15 protein-coding genes are annotated in these 21,466 nt (G+C 43.9%); 6 read left to right on the top strand and 9 right to left on the bottom strand.

Going from position 1 to position 21,466, the window contains the following annotated elements:
- Positions 1–8: 8 nt before the first annotated feature.
- Positions 9–1,394, bottom strand: coding sequence for a sulfatase family protein (locus RI844_RS02880; protein WP_348396969.1), 1,386 nt, complete (start codon positions 1,392–1,394; stop codon positions 9–11).
- Between the two features lie 732 nt (positions 1,395–2,126).
- Between RI844_RS02880 and RI844_RS02875 the strand changes: the two genes are divergently transcribed.
- The 3 genes from RI844_RS02875 to RI844_RS02865 all read left to right on the top strand — a co-directional run bounded on the left by RI844_RS02875 (position 2,127) and on the right by RI844_RS02865 (position 5,586).
- On the top strand, positions 2,127–3,560 hold the full coding sequence (locus RI844_RS02875; protein WP_348396968.1) for a coniferyl aldehyde dehydrogenase: 1,434 nt from the start codon (positions 2,127–2,129) through the stop codon (positions 3,558–3,560).
- 104 nt (positions 3,561–3,664) lie between these two features.
- Entirely contained in the window at positions 3,665–4,630 is a 966-nt protein-coding gene (locus tag RI844_RS02870) for an NAD(P)H-dependent flavin oxidoreductase (protein WP_348396967.1), read from the top strand.
- 56 nt (positions 4,631–4,686) lie between these two features.
- Positions 4,687–5,586 carry a fatty acid desaturase gene (locus tag RI844_RS02865; protein ID WP_348396966.1) on the top strand — a complete coding sequence of 300 codons (900 nt, stop codon included), beginning with the start codon at positions 4,687–4,689 and terminating at the stop codon, positions 5,584–5,586.
- A gap of 1,102 nt (positions 5,587–6,688) precedes the next feature.
- Here RI844_RS02865 and RI844_RS02860 read toward each other — a convergent pair.
- The 8 genes from RI844_RS02860 to RI844_RS02820 form a co-directional block, all read right to left on the bottom strand.
- Complete coding sequence (locus RI844_RS02860; RefSeq protein WP_348396965.1) at positions 6,689–9,454, bottom strand: LuxR C-terminal-related transcriptional regulator; 2,766 nt, start codon at positions 9,452–9,454, stop codon at positions 6,689–6,691.
- Between the two features lie 228 nt (positions 9,455–9,682).
- Positions 9,683–11,089, bottom strand: coding sequence for an FAD-dependent oxidoreductase (locus tag RI844_RS02855; protein ID WP_405054453.1), 1,407 nt, complete (start codon positions 11,087–11,089; stop codon positions 9,683–9,685).
- 94 nt (positions 11,090–11,183) lie between these two features.
- Positions 11,184–12,389, bottom strand: a complete 1,206-nt coding sequence (locus tag RI844_RS02845) for an NAD(P)-dependent alcohol dehydrogenase (protein ID WP_348396964.1) — start codon at positions 12,387–12,389, stop codon at positions 11,184–11,186.
- Between the two features lie 209 nt (positions 12,390–12,598).
- Positions 12,599–13,738, bottom strand: a complete 1,140-nt coding sequence (locus RI844_RS02840; RefSeq protein WP_348396963.1) for an acyl-CoA dehydrogenase family protein — start codon at positions 13,736–13,738, stop codon at positions 12,599–12,601.
- A 45-nt stretch (positions 13,739–13,783) separates the two neighbouring features.
- Positions 13,784–14,185 carry a MaoC family dehydratase gene (locus tag RI844_RS02835; RefSeq protein ID WP_348396962.1) on the bottom strand — a complete coding sequence of 134 codons (402 nt, stop codon included), beginning with the start codon at positions 14,183–14,185 and terminating at the stop codon, positions 13,784–13,786.
- 17 nt (positions 14,186–14,202) lie between these two features.
- On the bottom strand, positions 14,203–14,646 hold the full coding sequence (locus tag RI844_RS02830) for a MaoC family dehydratase N-terminal domain-containing protein (protein ID WP_348396961.1): 444 nt from the start codon (positions 14,644–14,646) through the stop codon (positions 14,203–14,205).
- 14 nt (positions 14,647–14,660) lie between these two features.
- Positions 14,661–15,839, bottom strand: coding sequence for a lipid-transfer protein (locus RI844_RS02825; protein ID WP_348396960.1), 1,179 nt, complete (start codon positions 15,837–15,839; stop codon positions 14,661–14,663).
- 24 nt (positions 15,840–15,863) lie between these two features.
- Positions 15,864–16,784: an SDR family oxidoreductase gene (locus RI844_RS02820; RefSeq protein WP_348396959.1), complete on the bottom strand. Its 921-nt coding sequence runs from the start codon at positions 16,782–16,784 to the stop codon at positions 15,864–15,866.
- 137 nt (positions 16,785–16,921) lie between these two features.
- On the opposite strand from RI844_RS02820, the gene RI844_RS02815 reads away from it, so the two are divergent.
- From RI844_RS02815 to RI844_RS02805, 3 genes are all read left to right on the top strand, one after another.
- A complete protein-coding gene (locus RI844_RS02815) occupies positions 16,922–18,733 on the top strand; it encodes a DUF1302 domain-containing protein (RefSeq protein WP_348396958.1) in 1,812 nt (603 codons plus the stop codon).
- 48 nt (positions 18,734–18,781) lie between these two features.
- On the top strand, positions 18,782–20,152 hold the full coding sequence (locus RI844_RS02810) for a DUF1329 domain-containing protein (protein ID WP_348396957.1): 1,371 nt from the start codon (positions 18,782–18,784) through the stop codon (positions 20,150–20,152).
- Positions 20,153–20,288: 136 nt separating this feature from the next.
- Positions 20,289–21,461: a WD40/YVTN/BNR-like repeat-containing protein gene (locus RI844_RS02805; protein WP_348396956.1), complete on the top strand. Its 1,173-nt coding sequence runs from the start codon at positions 20,289–20,291 to the stop codon at positions 21,459–21,461.
- Positions 21,462–21,466 lie beyond the last annotated feature (5 nt).

The raw sequence follows: 21,466 nt of genomic DNA, 5'->3' as shown, positions 1-21,466 counted from the left end.
TAATACTCCTACTTTGTTGCCGCTGCAGGTTGGCTAACCTCAGCTTCCATTTCAGTTAAACCTGCTTTTAATTGTTGATAAATGCTTTGCATGTTCGGTTCATCAATTAAATTAATTTGCTCTAAAGGGTCATTTTGTAAATCAAACAAATCATCTTTTTTGCCACGTTTATACTCAATTAACTTATAACGCTTGGTTCGGTAAGCCAGTTGTTCAGGGACAGGATACGGGTAGTCTTCATAATATTTATATAACCAGGCATCACGTAGCGTTTCATCGCTATCGTCTAATACCGATACCGCGCTTTTTCCTTGCATATATTCAGGGACTTCGATACCGGCAAGTTCTAAAAAGGTCGGTGCCATATCTAAATTAAGCAGCATTTCTTGCGAACGTCGACCTGGATTTTTGATGCCGTTGGGATAGCGAATGATAAAAGGAATGCGCATCGATTCTTCATATGACCAGCGTTTATCTATTAGGCGATGTTCGCCCCACATATAGCCATTGTCACCAGCAAAAACCACTATTGTATTATCAGTAAGTCCGAGCTGATCCAGCTTATCTAAGACCAAGCCTATTTGCTGATCCATGGCTACCGCAGTTTCGGCATAATCTTTCATTTTTTCTTCAAGGGGATCCCACAAAAAATGCTTAAAATTACCATCAGCAAAAGCCAACCACGAATCGGCTTCTTTAGGCAGTTTTACTTCTTCATCATCGTAATGACCGGCTAAATGCTTGGGTGGCTCCATCGGCAAATGTAGGGCTTTGTGAGAAAGGTATAAAGCAAACGGTTTATGTTGATTATTTTCAATGAACTTTAATGAGAAATTGGTTAAATCTTCGGTGATATAACCCTTGATATCAACGCCAGGTACAGGCGACTCGTCAAGTTTTAATTTTTTACCATCAACAATATAAGGGGTACCCGTGTATGCACCTTGTCCGCCCATATGTTCAAAGCTGATAAATTGATCAACACCACGCAGAGTTGGCAAGACTCCGGGCATATGCCATTTACCGATAAAAGCCGTGTTATAACCAGCTGCTTTTAAAGGTTCAAAGTAAGTCACATTATTATTGTCCCAAACGGTGAAGTTATTTTGCACGCCATGTTGTTGTGGATATTGGCCGGTTAAGAAACTTGCCCGAGATGGGCTACATAAAGACGAGGTGACAAACGCATTTTCAAATAACACACCATCTTTGGCAATGCTATCTATGTTAGGGGTTTTAATGAAAGGATGGCCCATAACACTTAGATAATCCCAGCGGTGATCATCGGCCAGGATAAAAACGATATTAGGTTGTTTACTTACGCTTGCTGTTGCAAAAACGCTAATAGGTGCAGCTGCCATAAACAGTGTGATAAGCACTAAAAGTTTTCTCATGATTTTTCCATTTTAGAACGACTAGCTTTAGCATATAAAAACAAGCTGAAGCTGACCTGAAATCATAAAAACAAAGAGGCTAATGAGTCGTTACTAAACTGGAATTGTCATTAAAATACTTTTTCCGATTAAATTTAAGTTATTTATTCATATGAACGAACTGAATCACGAGCATTGGTTATGACCGCTGATGCGACTTTGCTGACCTAAAGTACGTTATAAATTTGTTGGCAAAATAGTCTGTTTAATGATCCCTCAACAGACATTGCTATAGTTATTCAAAATAATTAGATGCCCAAATTAACTATACCACCACAAACTAAGCAAAAGCTGGATCAATTTTAGTAAGCCACCATTTTATCCAATTCGAGAAGCGTTAAAATACAAGGTTCTGCATACAAACCCTATCCCTTTATTATATTGGCGAATTGAAATTCTTTGCATCATTGACACGCAGTACTGGCTTGCGAATTTAGTTGGCTGTTACAGTTCGGGCTAGGTTTACATAACCATCATCATCACCATTGATTCAGAAATCACAACACTGGCGGCAAGATGTCCGGCCCTGCTATTCGCCAACTTAACGAGCTGAAAGCTTCCCTGTGAGTTGGTTTACAAAACCAACTTTCGTTGGTTTCTATTCATCTATCAATTCAGCAGTATTGTACGTAATGAACTTATTGTCCTATCGGGACAATCCTTTTGATGATAATACTAAAGAGAGAAATCGATATGAGTGTAACAGTTGACAAAAGCAGCATGAATTTGCTGCTAAACCACCAGCGGGAATCATTTAAACAGGATGGTTATCCCGAGTTAAAAACCCGAATTGACCGACTAGATCGCCTACTAGCAATGCTCAAAAAATACGACCGACAAATTTGTAATGCTGTCGCGGAGGACTTTGGTTCTCGTCCATACGAACTCTCTCGACTGACTGAAATCTTTGCAACAGTAGAGCATGCCAAAGATGCCCTTGTTCACTTAGCGCAATGGATGAAGCCAGAACAGCGACAAGCACCCTCACCTGCCTTTGAAGCAGGAGCCAGTGCCGAGGTGCGTTATATGCCTAAAGGTGTTGTTGGCATCATCGGTCCGTGGAATTTTCCAGTTCACTTAGTACTGGCTCCATTGGTGTGTGTATTAGCTGCTGGTAATAGAGCCATGATAAAACCATCTTCCGTGACACCAAAAACCGCACAATTAATTGGTGAAATGGTTGCGGAATTTTTCGATCCAACAGAGATTACGGTCATATTAGGTAATAATATTTCAGAGCAATTTACCCAGCTTCCTTTCGACCACATTGTGTTTACCGGATCAACTGATAACGGTCGTCATGTCATGCGTGCCGCGGCCCAAAACCTAACTCCTGTAACATTAGAGCTGGGCGGAAAATCACCAGTGATTATCGATAAAGATGCTGATTTACAAGTTGTCGCTGCTCGTTTAATGACTGGAAAACTATTTAATGCCGGGCAGGTTTGTGTCTGCCCGGATTATGCATTTGTGCCAGAAGAGATGCTTTCGCCTTTACTTGTAGAATTGGAAAAGGCAACTAAAGTATTGTATCCAACCATAGAGAATAACCCCGAATACACGTCTATCGTTAATCAAAATCATTTCAATAGAATACAGTTGCTCCTTGAAGATGCTGCAGCGCAGGGTGTTGAAGTCATAACATTCAACCCGGCAAACGAAACCTATGATGAAGCAGTCAACCGAAAACTTTTGCCACGGGTACTATTAAATCCTTCGAACAAAACCGCGGTGATGCAAGAAGAGATCTTTGGGCCATTGCTGCCGTTAAAAACCTATCGTCAGATAGATGAAGTGATTGAGTATATAAATAGCCAAGATCATCCGCTGGCGCTTTATTATTTTGGTGAAAATGACACCCACAAAGCCCGCTTACGTGACGATCTTCTATCTGGTGGCATTACTATCAACGATGTTATTGTGCAAGTGATCTGTAATGATCTTCCCTTCGGTGGTGTTGGCGCTAGCGGCATGGGTCGCTATCACGGTATTGATGGGTTTCGTGAGTTCTCGCATTTAAAGGCGGTTTATTCGCAGACGCCTTGCGAGGAGGTAGCCGGATTCATGCGCCCACCATACAACGATGCCATGCGTGGCATGTTAGAGCAGAACGTTGCCGAAGCTTAATATAAGCCAGACCGGCAAAGGTTATAAATACGAACAAAGAGATGGTGGTCACTAAAGCCACTATTTGTTAGCCAAAATGTAGATTTTATTCAGGAGAATTTGATATGGCATTACCAATATCATTAGCAGACAACATATCTTTGCCCGTGGTGGCTGCCCCTATGTTTATTTTATCCAATCCGGAACTTGTTATCGCCCAATGCAAAATGGGTATTGTTGGCTCTTTCCCCTCACTTAATGCACGCCCGGCTGAGAGCCTGGAAGTTTGGTTGCAGCGCATCACCGATGAACTAGAGCAACACAATGCAACAGATCCAGAGCGACGTGCGGCACCATTTGCCGTGAATCAGATTGTCCATAGCTCCAATGAACGGCTTGAGCACGATCTAGCTCTTTGCGTTAAGTATAAGGTGCCTATAGTAATTACCTCACTGGGATGCAAAGAGTCCGTCATTGATGCTGTTCACTCATACGGTGGATTAGTGTTTCACGATGTGATCAATAATAAATTTGCAAAAAAGGCCGTGTCCAAAGGCGTTGATGGGCTTATTGCGGTAGCTGCTGGCGCAGGAGGGCATGCTGGCACCACGTCGCCTTTCGCCCTGATCCAGGAAATCCGCGAATGGTTTGAAGGGCCACTGTTATTGTCAGGTTCCATTGCCACTGGCGATGCGGTACTGGCTGCGCAGGCCATGGGGGCAGATATGGCGTATATGGGGTCAACTTTTATCGCAACCAATGAGGCGAACGCCAGCAACGAGTATAAACAAGCGGTAATAGATCATGCTTCCTCAGATATTGTTTACAGTAATCTGTTCACCGGGGTACACGGCAACTACCTGCGTCCTTCCATTGAGGCGGCCGGCATGGATCCCGATAATCTGCCTGAGAGTGACCCGTCAAAAATGAACTTCGGCTCTGCTGAAAACAACGATGCAAAGGCTTGGCGGGATATTTGGGGTTGTGGTCATGGTATCGGTGCCGTCAAGGAACTTCTACCGGCCAAAGACGTTGTATCGCGACTTGAACACGAATACCGCACAGCACAGAATCGGATATCAGGGATATAAGTAAATCATTTCCCTTTTCCCAACAGAAATAAATATAGATTTAGGAGTAAGCAATCATGTCTAACAAAGAAACAACCTCATATCTGCCAAGTAAGGAAGAATACTTTCTTGAGCTTAAGAAGACCCCTGCACTTTCATTACCAGCATTCGGACTATTCCTGCTCGGCCTAGCAGTTATGGCTGGTGGTTCATATATGGCATTAAGTGACAAAATGCCTCTGTGGGGCGCCACGCTAACCAATGGCGTAGGCTTGTATTTACTGTTTACCATTATGCATGAAGCCATGCACCGCGCACTGTCCAGCAATAACTTCGTCAATGACTTTTTCGGCCGCTTCTCCATGATGCTGATGATCCCTGCAGCTCCCTTTGAAATAGGCCGCTGGGCTCATTTTCAGCACCATCGATTTACCAGTGGTGAAAAGGATCCGGATCAGTTTATTCACCATGGCCAATGGTGGACTCTACCTTTGCGCTGGGCCAACTTTGATCTCTATTATCTGTACTGTTTTATGCGAGATGGCGGTAAACAAAAAGAACGTCACTCAAAGTCACTACTAATCACATTGGCGATTTTCGCAGTAGTAATTACAACATTAATTTATTTTGGTTTTGGAATGGAGCTACTGTTTTTGTGGTTTTTACCAACACGGGTAGCGCTTGCAATGGTAGCCTTAATTTTTGTATTTCTTCCCCATTATCCGGGTAACATTACCGCGGAAGAAAACGAATACCAGGCTTCTACGATCAGACGCGGCTGGGAATGGTTGTTAACCCCCTTTTTTGTCTACCAAAATTATCATCTAATCCATCATCTTTATCCTACAGCGCCTTTTTACAACTATATAAAAATCTGGCACCTAAAATACGATGAATTAGCAGCATATAACCCTGCGATACAGAAACCCTTTGGGCTGACACCGGTTAATTGTGAAAGTAGAACTGCGAATTCATAGATGTTGTGGCAGCTACTCCATGTAAAACAAGTAGGATGAACCAATAGACCAATGGCAAGCATGTACCACCAAGGATGGTGAACAGCGGCGGTAACTTTATCCCAGTAGTAATAAAATAACATGATTATGTAGATATCTCAGGAGCTGTTATTTAATTTGGGATCATGACTCGTAGGAGCCTTTTTAACCGCGACCTTTAAAAGAGATCTGGAATGCTTTTGTTAAAAGTAAGGCCTCCTACAGTTTTTTAACTTTATTGCTGAGCAAAGTGCATAGGCATGTAATTAAATGGAACAAAATCATAAAAATTCAAGGTAAATCTGCTAGGTTTTACACCGAGATTGAGGAGGAAAGACCGTTGGATGGTCAATTGACTTGAAGAGCGATATAAAGCTAGGTTAACGACGGCTGCCTAATATCAGGAGAGAGTTTTCACTTTACTTTGTACTCACCCATTGAGCGAGCCATCAAAGTCTAAAACTCTATTTTCTCTATAGCGCCCTGCCAAAGCCATAGCATGGACGCCAGTGTAAAGTAAATATCTGAAGAATTCATTTCCGTATTCAGAAAGCCAATAACAATTAATGAAGTAATAATTGATTTGATCACATTTCTGATGTTCCAAAATGTAACGCATTTATCGACGCGGGGAGTTATGTCAACGGAGTTTGGTTTTACACTTAATATTAAGGCATTCATGATGTTTTCTCCAGGCAATTACTATTGCAATAATAAATAGCTTAGCGAATAAAAAATGCTAGGGAAACCAACGAAAGTTGGTATTCACAATCTGGTGCTTCCCCGAGTTTATTACATCTTCTTGACTCTCGTTCTAGTGCTGGCTAGATTTAAATATTTGACGTAAAAACATAGTTTTACAGTCGGGCGATTGAAGCTGTGGCGACTATAAAAAATTATTTTGTTTGGGGTGAGTAAAGCAAACTTGACTCAAGGAGAACTTTACATCGATTAACTAGCTGGAAAATAGTGCGGTACATAACGTACCATAGAAGGAAATATCCACACTTTATAGGACTGGTTAATACAATTTCAAGAGACGAGTTTCAGGATGCTCGAGAGATCATGTTCAATAAGTCATCAGCTATATCAATAATAAAGCCCTGGCTTTGGCAATAGCACTTGTTCTATTTTTAACCCCTAACTTTTTATAGAGTTGATGCAAGTGCCATTTGACTGTTTGCTCTGAAATAAACAACTTGTCAGCAATATCCTTATTCGTTTCTCCGGTTTTAATAAAATCCAACATTTGTCTTTCACGCTTGGTCATTGGTTCAAGCAAAGTATCTTGAGGCTGATCGGGTTTTGTTTTACTTTCTTGTGTTTCAGAGTCAGTAAGCAATAATTCATTAATTTCCCCTAAAAATACGATTACATTTTCTGTCTGTTTATTGACATCACCTTTAACGACAAGTCGCAACAATTGATGGATTTCAACGCCAGCATCAAGGAATAGCCGGTAAAAACCGCCTTTTTCCGCAAGTGACAGAGCCTGAGAAACATCAGCCACGGCATCATCAGTACGCTTCAGAGCATACAATGCCCTGCAACGTAGTAACAATCCTTCCATTAAACGAAGATGCCGTCCGGTCTCTTTACACTGTACAATTTGTGCATTCAAAATAGCCAGAGCCTTTTTTGGCAAGTTGTTATGCAGATTAAGCTCTGCTCGAACTAGTTCTCGAATTTCTTGAAAGACTTGCCGAGAATCCTCATCAAATGTTGGTGCCCGAGATTCATCAAAGCCAGAATCTTTAGCAATAATTTGAGCTTCTTTACGCTTACCGTGTCGAAGCAAATAGTGAATTTCCTGCGCTGTTAGTAAAGCCTTAAGTCGAGGAAGTTCTGCGCGGTCGGCTGATTCCTTACCTAGTCGAATAATTTCCAGAGCAGAATCAAGACCAGACTTAATTAGCTGCAGGTTAGCCATGACTCGATAACCTGAATAGGAGACTTCCACCACCGATTGACTGTCAATATACTCAAAGCGGTTATATAGCAGTTCTTCAGCCTTAACTATTTCATTCTTCTCGTAATAAGCCTCAGCGAGCAACACTGCGTTTAATGAACCCATATAGGAGTATTGTTGGGCATACTTGTTGTTTTGCTTCAACCCCTTAATAAAAAGTTTTGTGGCTTCGTTCAGATCACCCTTTTGTACTTTTAATAAGCCTGCGACGGCTAATGCCCAAGCTTCCAGATAGTCTATAGAGCATTGTTTACCTATCAATATGGCCTTATTTACTGCAGCCTCACCTTGCTCAAATTTAAATGTTGATAATGAGGTATAGCCTTCTAACACAAGAGCTGTCAGTAGCTCCTCCCCTTCTCGGTTAGGATTTTCGGCCAGCCATTCTTTTACTAGAGTACTACAGCGAAATGTATTGTCACAAACCGCTTCCACCAAAAATTGATCTATTTTTATGCCACTACGTAGGTGTTCCAATAAATCTGGCGAGAGTGTTTTTGCATGTTGTTGACAGTAACCTTCCAACTGTTCAAGTTGATTTCTGGCTTTGCCTGGTTGCCGGTTAAAGATCAGCGACCAGCTATAAGCCAAGCCTATTTCAGGACGCTTCAATACATATCCATCAGGCAGCTGTTGAACCCAGTTAAGTAGTGTCCAATTTTCACCGGATTCAAGTATGAGTTTTTTAGAAATACGGGCTATCAAATCCAGAGCCTGACTGTAATCTTTGGCGATTAAAGCATAGTTTATCGCCTCTTGATAATTACCGTGCTCTACATACCATGTACAAGCCCGATGACAGATTTTTTCTGTTTTACTTGGGTATTCTTTATTTAAAGCATTCCTGAGAAAATCACCAAAAAGATGATGGTAACGATACCTTATACGGTTTCTATCCAGTGGAATGATAAATAGACTCTTATCCTCCAGATACTCGAGCATAGCTTGGGCTGAGTCTATGCTTAGTACATAATTAACCAGCTCAGCACTCATACGGTCGAGCACCGATGACCACAGTAAAAAACGCCTAACTTCGTCATTTTGCCTGCTAAGAATTACCTCACCCAGATAATCAGTAACGTCTCGATCAGTGCCGGTAAACTCACAAATAAATTTTTCATAATCACTACTTCCAGCCAATGCTAAAGAAGCTAATTGTAGTCCAGCAACCCAGCCTTCTGTACGATCTGCAAGCGCTGATACAAGCTTACTGTCAAGCCCCAGTTGTTTGGAGGTATTAAGAAATTTTTCGCTCTCATCCAGAGCAAAGGCCAAATCAATTCTCGTAAAACGGAGAACCTCCTCGCGAACTTTTAACGTATTAAGCGCCAGCTTAGGTTCATTGCGACTCGCAATAATAAATACAGTCTGCTGCGGTGAATAATTAATTAACCTTTCTAAGATACTATCTACTTCTGGGTTACTAATAGCGTGATAGTCATCAATAAAAAATGCATACTTACATGGCTGTGCTTCCAAATAGTTCGCTATATCTGTGATAAGGTAATCGATCGCTGTCTTACGCTCAACGCCAAAGTAGCCCACAGCTATGTTACGTTCAAGCGAATCTTGCTCGCCTATTGAAGCGATTAAAAGAGATAAAAATCTTAGGGGATCATTATCTTTAGTGTCAATACTCAACCAGTTACAGTTATAACCTTTATCTGTTAAAACATCTGAGCTCTGGGCTAATAATATAGACTTGCCATAACCCGCAGGCGCCACAATCAAAGCTGCTCTTATCCCTTTGATAATTTTACTGGAAAATGTTTTAACAAGCTCTCGATTAATAATATTTTCAGATAACTTAGGTTTAAGAAGTTTTCCAACAATAACGGTGCTCTGATGCTGTATTTTTTCTTTTTCAGGTTTACTTAACATCGGCTATCACTTTCCTTCATGGAAATTTACCTACAACTATAGTTCACAAATATCTGATAACGCAAGGTGTACCCACCCATGTCCCTTTCTCCAACAACAATATAATATTAAACATTATCAATACTTTAGATACAAATATCTACGCGAGACAGTGAAAATTGTTGCATTTGCAAGTCTCCTTTTAACCGGCAAAAACAACAATTATTGTATTGACTCAAAAGATCATATTTAGCTCATTAATGGTTGTGTCTTGGCAGTTAACGCATCTTTTTCTCTTGTCGCATCGCCAGTCAACGCAAAGCCAAGCAACCTTCCTTCAGATGTAATATACCTTGCAAGTACATTGTAACCGTCATCGTTAACATGCCACTCCCCTTCCGCATCCCTCGGTGGCGGTGATACAACCACTGGACACAGGGTCGTTTTTACCATCACCGGCATCACGCCATAATGTACTTGTGCTTGCTGATCACTAAGTACTTTGCTCAACACTCTGGCACTTTCCATTAACGGAGCAACATAAAACAACAAGTTGCCATCGACCTCAGCACAATCACCTAACGCATAGATGTTTTTAGCACTAGTTTGCAATGAGCGATCAGTCAAAATGCCTCTATTGGTATCCAATTTGCTTAGACTGGCTAATGTTAAATCAGGACGTACACCAATAGCAGACAACACAGCATCTGCCTCAATAACAGAGCCATTAGCTAACGTTGCCTTAATGCCATTGCCAGATTTATCCACCCTCTCAACCACAGTACCAAAGTGGTATTGTACTCCTGCCTGTTCAAGGCTTTCTTGAACCGCGTGTGCGGCCTGCTCTGGTAATAACGTCCCTAGTACGTTAGGCATAGGCTCAACAACATCAATCATAAAACCAGACTGGATCATATCATTGGCATACTCCGAACCGATTAAGCCAGCACCGATAATTAATATCTTTTTCTTGCCAACCATTGCAGTACGGAATCGGGTGTAACCTAATAAATCATTAACACTGTAAACTCGACTCAAGCCATCCCCCGTCAGTGGTGCTTCAATACACTTGGCACCAGAAGCTAACACCAATTTTCCATACTCAATAGTGTCTTCACCCACCTTTAAAACCTGTAGTTCAGGATCGATTTCGGTAACTTTACTAAATATTCGTATATCTGCCTGTAACTCCTCTGCCATATCAGCGGCCGTAGAATTAGCAAGTTGGTCGGGTTGTTTAGCTTTAGCAAAAGCTGTAGAGATCATAGGCTTAGAATAGAAGCGTCCATCATCTGCAGTCAGCATTATTAGTGGGGTTTCACTGTCTTGTTTTCTAAACTCACGGGCTAAATGGTATCCAGCTAATCCCGTACCAACAATAACAACGGGTTTGCGATCCCAGTCAATTTCAGCAATAGCCGCTATCTCAGGTGCTGATTCAACAATAACCTCAGCAACTTTCTCTTTTACGGCAACAGCAATCTGGCTTACAGCCATCATTTCAAAATCAGCCTTTCCTACATCACAATCGGGGCATCTCCAATCATCAGGAATATCTTGCCATCGGGTTCCTGCTGGAATACCTTCTTTGGGCAAACCTTTGCCTTCATCATAGATGAATCCACAGACCAAACATTCTAAAATTTTATAACTCATATTTCACCTCGACAACAGTAGCTGTTCACTGGAATAACTTTCATAATTCAATTGTTTCTTAAACACTAAATTCTCAGACATTTACTTTTTTTGCTTACCCCATTCGAACGACAGGCTTGATACTCTGTCCGTTCCCCTGCGCTTCCACCGCTTCGTTTAGTGCTTCGAAAGGGAAAAAATCAATGAGTCGATCAAAAGGAAAGCGCCCTTCATCGTAATATTCGATTAGCTGAGGAATAAACGTTCTCGGTTCAGCGTCCCCTTCCACTATGCCAACGATCTTTCTTCCCGTAGCAAGCATTTCCATGATATTTATGCTTACCTCAGCATCGGCAGGTGCTGCACCAACAAGCGCACAGGTTCCTAATGGCTTGAGAGCAGCAACGCATTGGCTGGCGACGGCTGGAATTCCCGTCATCTCAAGACTAAAGTCGACACCGCCCACTAATTTTTTAATTTCTTCGACAACGTTTTCCACAGCAAAAGGATCTATAACATGGTCGGCACCAAGTTCCAGCGCCAAGGCTCTTCTGTCTGCCAAAGGCTCGACCACAACAATGGGATCGGCTCCTACTAACTTGGCTGCCATCAGTGCACTTAGACCTACAGCCCCCCCACCGAATATTGCCATAGAATTTGCGACTGTCACAGACAGCGAATTCAAGACTGTCCCTGCACCTGTCTGTACACCACAGCCCAATGGAGCAAGCATTTCAAGTGGTAAATCTTTTCTCACCTTCACCGTATTTCGAACATTGGCAATGGCCATTGTTGCAAAAGAGGACTGGCCGAAGAAATTTGCGTTCACTGCTTCCCCGTTTTGTTCCATGGTGCCAGTGCCATCACCACGACAGCCACTGAAATTATTTTCCATGAAATCGTAGCAGTAAGAAGGTAGTTCGTGTTCACATGAAGGACATTCTCCACAGGAATTGAACGACAACACAACATGATCACCTGGAGACAAGTCTTTTACTGCGCTTCCAGCCTCAACAACAATCCCTGCACCTTCGTGCCCCAGCACCATAGGAAGCGGCACGGGTAGCTCTTGGTAAAGGCACACCAGGTCGGTATGGCATATTCCTGAGGCTACAATTTTTATCAGTACCTCATCGGCTCTGGGAGATTGCAATGTGACTTGTTCAAAGGTCAAGGGTTCAGAAGGATCCCGAGCTATTGCGGCTGTCGCTTCGTGTCTTATATTGTCATTAGTCATTGTTCTCACGCCTATAGTTGTTAAGTCAAATTGACTTGAATTTTCATTAAAGGAGCCGTATCTCGTCAGAATAGCTATTGTCATTACTTTCCCAATAGCTTTTGTACCATTGGTTAGCTACCTTAGTATCGACCGTCCACAACAGGAATGTTGCCCAACCATGAAGAATGAAACAACAAACTTTCGTTGGTTTTAACTGGGGCGTGTCGATTTTTCAGTGGCCTGACTACGGGCAAAAAAAATGGGCTGCCTATTAAGACAACCCCAAAATGAGTAAGCGAAAATGAAATAAGTTACTCAAAAATAGAACGGGCAATGATCAACTTCATAATTTCCGATGTACCTGCAAATATTCGGGTGATTCGAGAGTCCGTATAAACGCGAGAGATAGGGTACTCGTCCATATATCCTGCACCACCATGCAATTGAACCCCCTCATCGGCGGTATCACATAATAGCTCACTGCTCAGTAATTTTGCTTTCGATGCGGCTACAGAGTCATAATCCCCCCTGTTAATGTTAGCAACCAGCGTATCGACAAAGGCCTGCGCCATATCGAACCGTGCACGTAGTTCGGCCATCTTAAATTGAGTATTTTGCATCTCAGAGAGATACTTGCCGAATACTTTACGCTCACAAACAAACTCTTTGGTCAGCTCAAAAGCGTATTCTGCGGTTCCCGTGTTCCAGGCCGCACAGATCAAGCGTTCTTTGGCTAATCCTCCCATCAAATACTTAAACCCTTGTCCCTCTTCACCAATCAGGTTCTCTTTCGGTACTTTGATGTTATCGAAAAACAGCTCTGCGGTATCCTGAGACTTCATTCCCATTTTGTTAAGCTTCACTCCGCGTCGGAAACCTTGCCAATCACCTTCAACGACAAACAGACTAATAGCGTGAGGCTTTTCAGGATTGGTTCGCGCAGCAACCACAAAGATGTCACCACAGATACCGTTGGAGATGTAGGTTTTGGTGCCATTCAACAGGTAATAATCCCCCATATCAACCGCGCTGGAGCGCATACCTGACAAATCGCTGCCGGCGTCAGGCTCGGTCATTGCTACCGCCAGGATATATTCACCAGAAACCGCCTTAGGGATATACTTTTGCTTTAGCTCGTTGCTACCATGATTAAGAATATATGGGGCAACCATAGTAGTGTGAAGTTGTGGCATAAAGCCGGTTTCACCACAAAAACCAATCTCTTCAGCGACAATCTGCTGAAAACGAAAATCATCAATGCCAATACCTCCCAGAGACTCTGGTGCCTGTGGGATCAGAAAACCATGTTCGCCTGCCTTCAAATATACTTCTCTAGGCACGATCCCAGCTTCTCTCCATTCATCTCGAAAAGGGACAACTTCTTGCTGTAGAAACGCTCTGAACGCCTCTTGGAACATTAAATGCTCATGCTCGTAACAATAACGTTTCATTACTGCTCCTTAATTTTAGTTCGTGAATTAATTACATTATTGACTTTATAAGGCAACAACTGCCTCACCTATTAGCGTGCAAATGTTATCTTGATTAACAGCCACAATTTCCACTCGAGCACGCTGCTCACCACCCTCTTCAAATAGCTCAACTATCTTGCCACTACAGGTGATCACATCTTGCAACTGGGTTATTGTTGCAAAGCGATTGCTGAACTTGCGTAATTGCGACTGAGGTTTCCAGTCGGTAAGCATGCGCCCCAGATAAGCCATCGACAGCATGCCGTGGGCGAACACATCCGGCATACCCGCCTTTTTAGCAAAGTCACTATCTATGTGTATTGGGTTATGATCTCCAGAGGCTCCGGCATAAAGTGCTAGCGTGGAGCGAGAGATCGACGGTAAGTTTAATGATGGAATTTCAATTCCTACTGTAATATCAGACATTCTTATATTCCTCTAACTCAGGGGTTACGGTAGACCAGAGTGTTGGCTGCCACGGCAACCAATTCACCATTTTTATTTGTGTAAGAATTTTCCATCACGACAAACTCAAGGGCTCCGCCCTTTTTGTCGAAAACGTCTTTCAGTTTGGAGGTCACTGTGATGGTATCACCCGCGTATATCGTTCCCGTGTATTCAAACTCCTGAGAGCCATGTAGGATCCGAGAGATGTCCATACCCAGTAATTTCAACACCGGCAAAAAATCCGGGCCTTCCATATCCAGTACCATCGGAAACGTCGGCGGTGCAGGAATGGTTTTATAGCCTGCGTCACGAGCAGCTAATTCATCGCTATACACAGGGTTGGTTTCACCAATGGCCTTGGCGAAAAATTTCAGCCGGCCTTGCTCTATATCTATGCTAAAGCTGTCAAATTCATGACCTATTTTGCTACGATCTAACATCTTATAATCCTTTTTCAAACCTTGCGGTACATGGTTACGACTGCTGCACCACCCAGTCCAAGGTTATGCTGTAATGCCACACGAGCACCCGGCACCTGTCTATCACCCGCTGTGCCACGTAAATGCCAAACCAATTCGGTAGCCTGTGCTAGACCAGAAGCTCCTATTGGATGTCCCTTGGACATCAAACCACCCGATGGATTAACGACAAACTTACCGCCGTAGGTGTTATCTGCGTCGTTAATAAACTTCTCAGCCTCTCCTTCGCCACATAAACCTAGTCCTTCATAAGTGATCACTTCGTTAGGAGTAAAGCAGTCGTGCAACTCAACCACCTGAGCTTCTTCTGGGCCCATACCTGCTTGCTCGTAAGTTTCTTGAGCAGCCTTAGCTGTCATCTTGGCACCGATCAAGTCGATAGGATTATCCCAGGTATTGGCTAAATCCGTAGCCATCGACTGACCAACAATCTCAACTGAGGCGGCTATACCATGCTTTTTAGCAAACGCTTCACTACAAACGATAACCGCTGCTGCACCACATGTTGGAGGACACGCCATAAGACGAGTTAAATATGGTGCAAAGATAACAGGAGCCCCCATGACTTCTTCAAGAGTCAACGGTGCATCAAAAAGTGAATAGGGATTCATCACTGCATGGTTTCGTGTTTTGACTGAAACTTTACCGAAAATGTTTGGATTGGCACCGTATTTTTCAATGTAATGTGTACCAGCTTGCCCGAACAGCCTTAACGCTAACGGTCCCTGAGGTGCTTCAGGCGCTGCTTTATCTAACGCTCCAAGCATACTGGAAAAAGGTGATTCACGATCTTCCCAATGACTACCCAATGCACCGGGTTGCATCTCTTCAAAACCAAATGCTAGAGCACATTCAGTAGCGCCTGATGCAACTGCCTGACGAGCTAGAAACAGTGCTGTGGAACCAGAGGAGCAGTTATTATTAACATTGACTAATGGAATACCTGTTTTACCAACATCATAAAGACCGTGCTGTCCACAGGTACTGTCACCATAAATATAGCTGGCGAAAGCCTGCTGTACTTTATCATAGTTAATATCGGCATCAGTTAACGCTAGTTTTATAGCTTTAGACGCCATTACGCGATAAGGCTCTTGTTTTCCTGGTTTGGTGAACTTAATCATGCCAACACCAGCGATACGTACATTTTTCATTTTATACATCCTAAAAAAATTGGTTTATTTCTTGGCATTCAACAGATCAATACCAACATACTTACTGACGGCATTAAACGTATCAACAATGGATTCAGCCACATCCGCATCGGTAAAATCACAAACCTTATGCCACTGTTGCGCAATCTGCTCAGCAGTAATTGGACTGTCTGTGCCCAGGGCTAGGCCTTGGGTACGCTGGTATCGAACCTTGCTGAACCAGCCTGCCCCGGCCTCGATAACAGAGCCGTTTTCGCTGCTCTCTTGCGCACACAGTTTTACCACCAGAGGCACAATAAAGTCCGGGCTTGTCGCTTTTAAAATCTCTTCCGGCCAAATCGTTTCTGTCAACCTGGAACCGGCAATCGGTGCGATCACGTTTGAAAGAATATTCTTCCGGCCGCCTTCAATTGCCAGAGTACGGCCCAGTCCGATCAATGCCGATTTAGCCGAGCTGTAGTTTGCTTGACCGAAGTTGCCATAAATACCGGCTGCTGAGGTGGTGAATATAATGCGGCCAAAGCCTTGCTTTAACATATATGGCCAGGCTGCTTTGGTTACTTTACAGGCACCGTCTACGTGAACTTTGTAGATCAGTTCCCAGTCTTTATCCTGCATTTTAGCAAAGCTGGAATCGCGTAAAATACCGGCATTATTGATCACAATATCGACACCATCGTAGTTATCAATTGCGGTCTGCACTATCTTTTCGCCATCTTCCACTGAATCACAGTTAGCGACTGCATCACCGCCAAACGCTTGGATTTCAGCAACCACTTTTGCTGCTGCTGAAGAGCTTGCGCCCTCACCACTGCCGCTACCGCCTAGATCATTAACGACTACACGGGCTCCGCGTTTAGCAAATTCCAGCGCATAAGCGCGGCCTAAGCCATTGCCAGCACCGGTTATAATTACGACTTTTTCATCAAAACGGATATCACTCACTTTAATCTTCCTCTTCTAGCTAACTGGGTTATGGGTTTTTAAACATATTGCTCAATCCGGGGCAGCCAATACAACAAACTTTCGTTGGTTTATTTAAAAGCAGTTAACTTTATGGCAACGCATACTCGGCTTTGAATTTGCTAAACCCAGAATTTTTTACTTCCCCAACTTTGGTTGGCTATACAGTACAAATTTATCTTTTAGGATGGTTGTGGAGTGCACAGTTATTGAGAAGCGATAAGGAAATTACCCGTATACAAAGCTCACAAAATAAATTTCGCAGTTTGATCAAACGAAATAATAAAAACGTAAAAAAGCCGGAGGTAATGATGAAAATGTACAACGAAGCAATCACTAAACCACGCTTCAACAAGAAAACACTACGCAAGCTGATAAAGCCATCCGCCCTAGCCAGCTCATTGCTGGTGCTAGCGGTCAATCAGGCACATGCTTTGAGCTGGCAGTTAGAAAATGGGGTAACCATTGACCTTGATACCAGTTTGACCTACGACGCCCAGTGGCGTCAGGAAGAGCGTGATAACACTATTCTCAGTGAAGGCGGCGGCGGTCTCCCTAATTTTTTAACCGATGATGGTAATTTGAATTTCGACGATGGTGATATGACCCAGAACCGATTCAGCTTTAGTTCTGACTTAGATGTTAACTTTGGTGACGGTGGTGTCTTTGTACGTGTCCGTGGCTGGTACGACGATATCTACAAGGATAGCAGTCTGGCAGGTGATAAAAAGTTTCAGCGAGACGGTATTGATATTCATGGTTCAGATATTGAACTGCTGGACGCCTTCATTTACTACACCTTTGATATTGGTGAGAGAAGCCTGAGCCTGCGCGCGGGTGATCAGGTAGTTAACTGGGGCGAAAGTCTGTATGTATTCGGCGGAATATCCGCTGCACAAGGACCGATTGATGCGACCAAAGCCAACGCTCCAGGTGTTGAGTTAAAAGATATATTCTTGCCAATAGGACAAGTTTACGCTGAGGTGGATCTAACGGATAGCTTCTCAGTAGGCGCCTATTACCAGTATGGCTGGGAAGAAATCCGCGTTGATGCTCCGGGCTCATATTTCAATGTAGTTGACGTCCTAGGTCAGGGCTCTGTCGGCGATACGCTGGATATTTTCGGCTTACCTATAGTAGAAGATACCCCCGATAAGGGACAGTGGGGTATCGCCGTGCGCTATCTGGCTGCAGAGCTCAACAACACCGAGTTCGGCTTATACTACCTAAATTACAATGATTTTATTCCTACACCACAACTGTTGCCCCCGATCTTAGGGCCACAGCTAACCCATGAATATTTTGAAGATATCAATTTGCTCGGCGCCAGTTTTGGTACCGTATTTGGTGATACCAACGTTAGCGGCGAAGTCAGCTATCGTGACGGCCAGCCAGTACAGTTAAAAATTCCCGGTGCTTTTTACTTCACTGACGCTGAAACTCTTCAGGCGCAAATTTCTATAATCCATCTAATCAGTGGCACAGCACTGGCAGATTCCCTCACCTTAATTGGCGAGGTCGGTTACAACCGCGTGTTAGATATTGATGCTGATCTCACTGCCCAGGCAGTAGGAGTAGACGTGAATGATATCGATAGCGCGTTAGAACATGACCGCAATGCCGCAGGTGCGACCGTGAGCGTGAAAGCCGATTACTTCAGCATTGTCAGCGGTCTAGATTTGGCAATCACTAGTACCTATCGCAACGATTTTAACGGTGTCTCTGCAGTAGCATTTACCTTTACTGAAGGGGTCGAGCAGCTATCACTCACCGCTGATTTTAGCTACCTCAACAACCACAATTTTGGTGTTAGCTACGTGAACTTTCTGACCGATCCAGATGAGATTCTAGCTGATGAAGGCAGACTGGAAATTGGCCATTTGAACGCAGATCGCGATTACGTTGCCGTGTACTACAAGTATCGTTTCTAACGAACACAACAGTAAGACAGAAAAGGCCTTTCAGGCCTGAGGAACTAAATGATGAAGAATTTACTTACTACAGCTTCAATTGCATTAATCACACTCAATTCAGCAAGCGTGCTGGCTAAAGTTTCTGAACAGGAAGTGGCCAAGCTGGCAACTGTACTAACACCGGTTGGGGCCGAACGAGCTGGTAACGCCGACGGTTCTATTCCCGAGTGGACCGGCGGCATGACCACACCACCTGCTGGATATCAAGGTGAAGGAACCACCCGAATAGACCCGTTTGCCGATGAGAAGCCGCTGTTTACTATTAATAGCAGTAACTATCAACAGTACGCCGATAAGCTAAGCGATGGTCAGCAAGCGCTGTTCGCCAAGTACCCCGAGACCTTCAAGATGCCAGTATATCCAACTCATCGTACTGCCGCCGCTCCTAAGTGGGTCTACGATAATACTGAGACAAATGCGCTGAATGCCGAATTGAAAGAAGGCGGTAACGGTGTAGTTAACGCTTTTGGCGGTTACCCCTTTCCTATTCCTCAAAATGGACATGAAGCGATCTGGAACCATCTTTTGCGCTGGGTAGGCCAAGGTGACTCGTATGATTTTCGTAGCGACACAGTTTATCCCAACGGTGAAAAGATTAACGGTGGCGGTGTCGTCTGGGAAACCTACCCCTATTTCAACCCCGACAAAGATGCCAGTAGCTATAACGGTAACATTATGCAACTGTTCGTCCAATACGATACACCAGTTAGGCGCAAAGGCGAGGTGATCATGTTCCGTGATGCGGTCAATGCATCTGAGACTCCCCGTCAGGCTTGGCAGTACATTCCTGGCCAACGCCGAGTACGCAGAGCTCCTACTATCGCCTATGACACGCCTAATGCACAGTTCGCTGGACAAAGTGTCTACGACGAAGTGTTCATGTACAACGGCTCACCTGAGCGTTACGACTGGAAGTTGGTCGGTAAAAAAGAAATGTATATCCCCTACAATAACAACGGCCTTATTGCCGCCTTCGAAAGCAAAAATGACAAGGTTGATGATCTTCAAGCGCCACATCATTTAAATCCAGCCTATACACGTTACGAATTGCATCGAGTGTGGGTGGTTGAATCAACTCTGGCTGAAGGTAAGCGCCACGTGTACGGTAAACGAACCTTCTACCTCGACGAGGATAGTTGGGCAGCGGTTCTTACCGATAGCTACGACGGCCGTGGAGAGTTATGGCGTGTTGGCCTAGCCAATTTGTTAAACGCCTATGATGTACCAGTGACGCGTATGCGAGCGTTTTCCCATGTCGACCTTCAAAATGGCGCCTATACAGTGAACGTAATAGACCGCACACCCTTGAAAATTTACGAAGGTGAGAGTGATAAATTCTTCACCCCAGCTCAGGTAAGAAAGATGAGCCGACGTTAAGCTAAAACTGAACTGACCCTATGGACGGGGTCAATTAAGCCTTTACGCTAAGACACTGCTGAGAACTCAATCTTTATTTCGAGTTATCAAAATAGTTTCAACCGCTCCCTTATATATGACCATGAGAATATAACCTATGATGAGTATCTTTCGACACCTCCCCTTACTGACTTCACGCCGCCATTACGCAGCTTCTGCTTTCGTTGCCTGCCTGGGGCTTATTTCAGCAATAGCATCAGCCAAGAATGACGCACTGGCAGAAAGCGCAATGACAAGTTCTTTGGCTCAACATAGTCTTTTAATGGATCTGGATCAGGTTGGCAGTAGATTAATTGCAGTTGGTGAACGAGGTCATATCCTGATATCTGAAGACAACGCCATCAGCTGGAAACAGATGCCGGTGCCCGTTCGAGTCACACTGACAGCCAGTTATTTTGTTGATGAAAAGCATGGCTGGGCCGTTGGCCACGATGGTGTAGTTCTGCATACTTCAGATGGCGGTAGTCACTGGCAGAAACAGCTCGACGGTAGACAGGCAAACCAACTGATGCTTGAGCGTGCTCAGGCACAGCTAGCGAAAAACGAAGTCACAATTCAAGCCGCAATTCAAACGGCAAACCCAGAACAACTTAACGAGCTAGAAATGCAGCTGGAGAGTCTAACCATAAACGCTGAAGATGCTGAAAGCTTTGTAATCGAAGGCGCCAGCCGACCGTTTCTGGATGTATGGTTTCGCAATGACCGTGAGGGCTTTATCGTCGGTGCCTATGGACTGTTCCTGCATACTACTAATGGTGGCGATAGCTGGCAACCTTGGACCGAACATATCGACAATCAAGATTTACTCCACTTGAACGCAATCCGCCTTGTGGGTAAGAGCCTGTATATTGCCGCTGAAGCTGGTCATTTATTTCGCTCAGACGATAACGGCGAGAGCTGGATTTTATTGGACAGCCCCTATGATGGCACTTTTTTTGGCTTAATAGGTGCAGGCGACAATGCACTAGTCGCCTACGGCCTGCGCGGCAATGCCTTTATCTCTTATGACCAAGGTAACCACTGGCAGACAATAAACACTGGCATCGATGCCAGCCTGTTTGGCTCTACCCGTTTGCCTGACGGCTCTGTGACACTAGTTGGAGATGGCGGTTTCTCATTCCAGATCAATCCTAAAGGTCAAGTGTCTCATCTCAGCCAGACCCCAAATAAGTTGCCACTCAGTGCTGTTATAAGCAAAAGTGATACAAATCTATTAACAGTAGGGTTGGCTGGAATACAACCTATCTCCTCACAAAATATTAAGCCTTAAAGGAG

This window comes from Thalassotalea fonticola (assembly GCF_032911225.1).
In the GTDB taxonomy this organism is placed as follows: Bacteria; Pseudomonadota; Gammaproteobacteria; order Enterobacterales; family Alteromonadaceae; genus Thalassotalea_A; species Thalassotalea_A fonticola.
This window is presented reverse-complemented; position numbering and strand designations above follow the sequence as displayed.